The sequence below is a fragment of the Polaromonas sp. P1_G4 genome, assembly GCF_056405475.1.
Map to the genome: position 1 here is coordinate 1 of NZ_JBFUCA010000295.1, position 5,364 is coordinate 5,364.

4 protein-coding genes are annotated in these 5,364 nt (G+C 61.2%); all 4 read right to left on the reverse strand.

From position 1 onward, the window contains the following. Positions 1 to 57: 57 nt before the first annotated feature. Positions 58 to 1,350 carry a branched-chain amino acid ABC transporter permease gene (locus AC1D1X_RS14790; protein ID WP_477698544.1) on the reverse strand — a complete coding sequence of 431 codons (1,293 nt, stop codon included), beginning with the start codon at positions 1,348 to 1,350 and terminating at the stop codon, positions 58 to 60. 10 nt (positions 1,351 to 1,360) lie between these two features. Beyond that, the gene (locus tag AC1D1X_RS14795) at positions 1,361 to 2,314 is read right to left on the reverse strand and encodes a branched-chain amino acid ABC transporter permease (RefSeq protein WP_477669517.1); all 954 of its coding nucleotides are present in this window, start codon (positions 2,312 to 2,314) and stop codon (positions 1,361 to 1,363) included. 111 nt (positions 2,315 to 2,425) lie between these two features. Next, positions 2,426 to 3,673, reverse strand: a complete 1,248-nt coding sequence (locus AC1D1X_RS14800) for a branched-chain amino acid ABC transporter substrate-binding protein (RefSeq protein WP_477698546.1) — start codon at positions 3,671 to 3,673, stop codon at positions 2,426 to 2,428. A gap of 313 nt (positions 3,674 to 3,986) precedes the next feature. Next, positions 3,987 to 5,364 (reverse strand): 3-(methylthio)propionyl-CoA ligase (locus tag AC1D1X_RS14805; RefSeq protein WP_477698545.1); only part of this gene is annotated, 1,378 nt, incomplete at its 5' end.

Sequence of the window (5,364 nt, forward strand, 5' to 3'; positions counted from 1 at the left end):
CAGGCGCAGCGCCCCCTCGGGGGGCAGCGACGTACACGAAGTGACGAGCGTGGGGGCTCACAGTAATTCCCTTCGCTTGATTTCTTTCTCGATGTCATTTTGTATCTGGCCCCATTGCGTGAGGAATTGCCGGCGTGTGAGCTCAAACAGGCCCAGGCCGGTGACAAGCACGAAGCCGGCGCCCAGCCAGCTGTTGAGGTTGGTGGCGTTGAGCCGCACGCCCATGAAGCCGAGTTCGGGGCCCAGTGCCGCGTTGAGCTGCAGGTGGTAAATCATTTCCACCATGGCGGCCGCGCCGGCCAGCGCGGTGAGCGCTGTCACGGCCAGTCCCAGGTAGCCCACCCACAATTCCCGCAGCTTGCCGAAAGAGGCCACGCGCAAGTTCATCATGATCAGGCTGGCGATACCACCGGGCGCATACATCACCATGAAGAGGAAGATCAGGCCTACATAGAGCAGCCAGGCCATGGAGAGCTCTGAAAGCAGGATCAGCGCCAGCACCAGCAGGCCGGCGCCGATGATGGGGCCGAAGAAGAATGTCGCCCCGCCCAGGAAGGTGAACAGCAGCAGGCTGCCCGAGCGCACACCGCTCACCACTTCCGCCGTGACGATTTCCGAATTGATGGCCGCCAGACCGCCACCTATACYGGCGAAGAAACCGGCAATGATGAAGGCGTAGTAGCGCACGCGCTGCGTGTTGTATCCGATGAACTCCACGCGTTCGGGGTTGTCGCGCACCGCGTTCAGGATGCGGCCCAGTGGCGTGCGGGTAAACGCAAACATGGCCGCCGTGCAGATGAAGCAATAGAAGGCGATCAGGTAATAGACCTGGATCTGCGGGCCGAAGCTGATGCCGAAAACTGGCCTKCCATAAGCGCGGTTGGTGGTGATGCCGCCCTCACCGCCGAAAAACTCGGGGAACATCAGCGACATCGCAAACACCAGTTCACCCACGCCCAGGGTGATCATGGCAAAGGTGGTGCCGGCCTTCTTGGTCGTGACGTATCCCAGCAGCGCAGCAAAAACCAGACCCGAGAGGCCACCCACCAGCGGAATCAGCGTCAGCGGGATGTAGAAGCTGCCTTTGGTGGCCAGATTCATCGCGTGCACGGCGAGGAAAGAACCCAGCCCGGCATAGACCGCATGCCCGAAACTGAGCATGCCGCCCTGTCCCAGCAGGATGTTGTAGCTCAGGCAGATGATGACCAGGTAACCGGCCTGCGACAGCATGGTGAGCGCCAGGCTGCTTTTGAACATCAGCGGCGCGACGATGAGCAGCAGCGCGTACAGCGACCACAACAGCCAGCGGCCGACGTTATAGGGTTTGAATTCGTGAAAGGGTCGAGTCATATTGGTCTGCCTAGCCTTCGCGTGTGCCCAGTAGACCTTTGGGCCTGAAGATGAGGATCAGCACCAGGAACAGGAACGGCAGAATGGGGGCGACCTGTGAAATGGTGAGCTTGAGCAACGGATAGCCGAAGGAATCAGGCGTCACGGTGTAGCTGAATTTGGCCAGCAGCGTCATGAGCGACTGGTCCATGGCCACGGCAAAGGTCTGGATCAGGCCAATCAGCAGTGAAGCCAGAAAAGCGCCGCTGAGCGAACCCATCCCACCCACCACCACGACGACAAAGATGATGGCGCCGACCGAGCCGGCCATGGCGGGCTCCGTCACAAAGGTATTGCCACCAATGACGCCGGCCAGGCCCGCGAGCGCGGCACCGCCACCAAAGACCAGCATGAAGACCCGCGGCACGTTGTGGCCCAGCGCTTCCACCGTTTCCGGATGGGTGAGCGCGGCCTGTATGACCAGGCCGATGCGTGTGCGCGTGAGCAGCAGCCAGATGCCGGCCAGCATGGCCAGCGAAATGAACATGATGAAGGCGCGCGACTTGGGAAAGTTGGTGCCGAACACCGTGAACAGCGGGCCCTGCAAACCCTCCGGTAACACATAGTTGACGGCCGAGCGGCCCCATACCAGCTGCACCAGCTCCAGCAGCAGGTAGGACAGCCCGAAGGTAACCAGCAGCTCGGGCACATGGCCGAACTTGTGCACCTTGCGCAGGCAAAAGCGCTCGAAGGCCGCGCCCATCACAAACACCAAAAGCGGTGCCACCAGCAGCGACCACCAGAACCCGATGACCTGCGAGGTGCTGTAGGCAATGTAGGCGCCGACCATGTAGAAGGAGGCGTGCGCAAAATTGAGCACGCCCATCATGCTGAAGATCAGCGTCAGGCCGGAGCTCAGCATGAACAGCAGCAGCCCGTAGCTGAGGCCGTTAAGCAGGGAGATGGTGAAAAATTCCAAATTCATCAATGACCGCCTGAAGCTGGAAGGTAAAACAGATACGGGCAGGAAACTGCCGGGATAAAGAAAAAGGCCCGAATGGGTCGGGCCTTCGCCGGTCAGGCGGCCGCCAGGGTCTTAGCCCGGACGCTTCATCTGGCAAGAGGTAGGCGTGCTGGCCACATAGGGCTCATAGTATTTGACCGGCACAAAGGTGTAGCCTGTATTCTCGGCATCGTAAGGGTATTTGCCGCCGGCTTTTTCCCATTTGTCGATGTAGAGGCCCTGCTGCAGTTGGTGGTCGGTCTTGCGCATCTCGACATCGCCGTTGAAGCTCTTGAAGCGCAGGCCTTCCATGGCCTTGGCCACGACGGCGGGTTCAGTCGATTTTGTCTGCGCCATGGCTTCGGTCAGGATGGTGAAGGCATGGAAGATCGCGCCGGTGTAGAAGTCGTCGTTGAACTTCTTCTTGTAGTCGGCCTGGACCTGCTGGATCTCGCCGCCCATGTTGAGGTGGTTGTAGGACACCATGTAGACCCGCCCGGCCGAGGCCGCGCCCAGCGCGGTCGGCGTGCCGGTGACGCCGGCGTAATAAGTGTAGAACTTGACGTTGTTCAGGCCCGCTTCGTTGGCGGCTTTCACCAGCAGCGAGAGGTCGGAACCCCAGTTGCCAGTGATCACGGTGTCGGCACCCGACTGCTTGATTTTGGCGATGTAGGGCGCAAAGTCGCGCACCTGCGCCAGCGGGTGCAGGTCCTCGCCGACGATCTGGATGTCGGGGCGTTTGCTGGCCAGGTTGGCCTTGGCGAACTTGGCGACCTGCTGACCGTGCGAGTAGTTCTGGTTGATCAGGTAGACCTTCTTGATGTCGGGCTGGTCCTTCATGAAGGCCGTCAGCGCTTCCATCTTCATGGAGGTGTCGGCATCCAGGCGGAAGTGCCAGTAGTCGCACTTGCTGTTGGTGAGGTCCGGGTCCACCGCGGCGTAGTTGAGGTAGACGACTTCCTTGCCGGGATTGCGTTCGTTGTACTTGGACAGCGCGTCCATGATGGCCAGCGCCGGGCCGGAGCCGTTGCCCTGCACCACGTAGCGCGCGCCCTGGTCGATGGCCGACTTCAGCGCGTTGGTGGTTTCCTGTGGGCTGAGCTTGTTGTCGATGCCGATGATCTCGAACTTCACGCCGGCCCTGTTCTTCCTGCTGAACTGCTCGGCCAGGAACTGGAAGCCCTTGAGCTGGTTGGTGCCCACGGCCGCCATCAGGCCGGACAGTGGATCAAGCCAGGCGATCTTGACAGYCTGGTTCAGGTTGACGGCACCGGTGGCCGGTGCTGCCACTGCAGCTTTGGCCGGCGCTGCGGCCTTGGCGGGCGCCTGGGCCAGCGCCATGCCGCTGTAAAGCATGGAAGACACCGCCAGGGCGATGCCTGCATGCCGTGCGAAAAATCTGTTCTGGGTTGTCATCCCTTGTCTCCTGGAAATTGTATGAATGCGCGGTGAATCCGCAGAGGGAACCGGCAAAGGTTAGGTCAAATGATGTTGCACTGCGTCAGGGAATGCCCTAGCCGATGTCACGAACGTGACCCCCACGCTCCTCACTTCGTGTGTCGCTGCCCCCCGAGGGGGCCGCTGCGCCTGCGGCCCGGCAAAGCCGGTTCCGCGGCCCCTGCTTGATTAATACCGCCCCACTCTATGGCAGCGCTCAGGCCTGTGGCAATTTGTAATCTTTAAGAAGTTCGCGCAGCTTGGTTTTGAGCATCTTGCCGGTGGCGCCCAGGGGAATCGCGTCGACGAAGACGACGTCGTCGGGGATTTGCCATTTGGCGGTCTTGCCTTCGTAGAAGCGCAGCAGCTCGTCGCGCGTGACTTCCATGCCGGGCTTTTTCACGACCGCGATGATGGGGCGCTCATCCCACTTGGGATGGGCCACGCCTATGCAGGCAGCCATGGCGACGGCCGGGTGCGCCACGGCGATGTTCTCGATCTCGATGGAGCTGATCCATTCGCCGCCGGACTTGATCACGTCCTTGCTGCGGTCTGTGATTTGCAGATAACCGTCGGCGTCTATGGTGCCGACGTCGCCCGTCGGGAACCAGCCGTCCACCAGCGGGTCGCCGCCCTCACCCTTGAAGTATTCGCGCACAATCCACGGCCCCTTGACGTAAAGGTCGCCAAAGACCTTGCCGTCCCAGGGCAGCTCTTCACCGTTGGCGTCGACGATCTTCATGTCGACGCCGTAGATGGCGCGCCCCTGCTTGAGGCGTATCTTCATTCTTTCTGCTTCCGGCAGCGTGTCGTGCTTGTTCTTGAGCGCGCACAGCGTACCCAGCGGGCTCATCTCGGTCATGCCCCAGGCGTGCAGCACTTCCACACCGTAGTCTTCACGGAAGGCATTGATCATGGCCGGTGGACAGGCTGAGCCGCCGATAACGGTGCGGCGCAAGGTGGAGAACTTCAACCCTGACGGCTTCATGTGTGTCAGCAGCATCTGCCAAACGGTGGGCACGCCGGCGGCGTAAGTGACCTTTTCGGCCTCAATCAGCTCATAGATCGATTTGCCGTCGAGCGCAGGCCCTGGAAAYACCAGCTTGGCCCCGGTGAGCGCGGCCGAGTACGGAATGCCCCAGGCATTGACATGGAACATGGGCACGACGGGCAGGATGGCATCCCGTGCGGAGATGGACATTACGTCAGGCAGCGCGGCCGCGTAGGCGTGCAGCGTGCTGGAACGGTGGCTATAGAGTGCGGCCTTGGGGTTGCCCGTGGTGCCGCTGGTGTAGCACATACTGGAAGCGGTGTTTTCGTCAAAACTGGGCCAGGCGTAGTCGGCGCTTTGTGCGCCCATCCAGCTTTCGTAGCTTTGCAAATCCGGAATGCCCGAATCGGCCGGCAACTTGTCAGCGTCGCACAGCGCGATGTAGTGCTTGATGGTCGGGCACCTGGCATGCACGGCCTGCACCAGCGGCAGAAAACTCAGGTCAAAGCACAACACCTGGTCTTCGGCGTGGTTGGCGATCCAGGCGATCTGGTCCGGATGCAGGCGCGGGTTGATGGTATGCAGCACCCGGCCAGATCCGCTC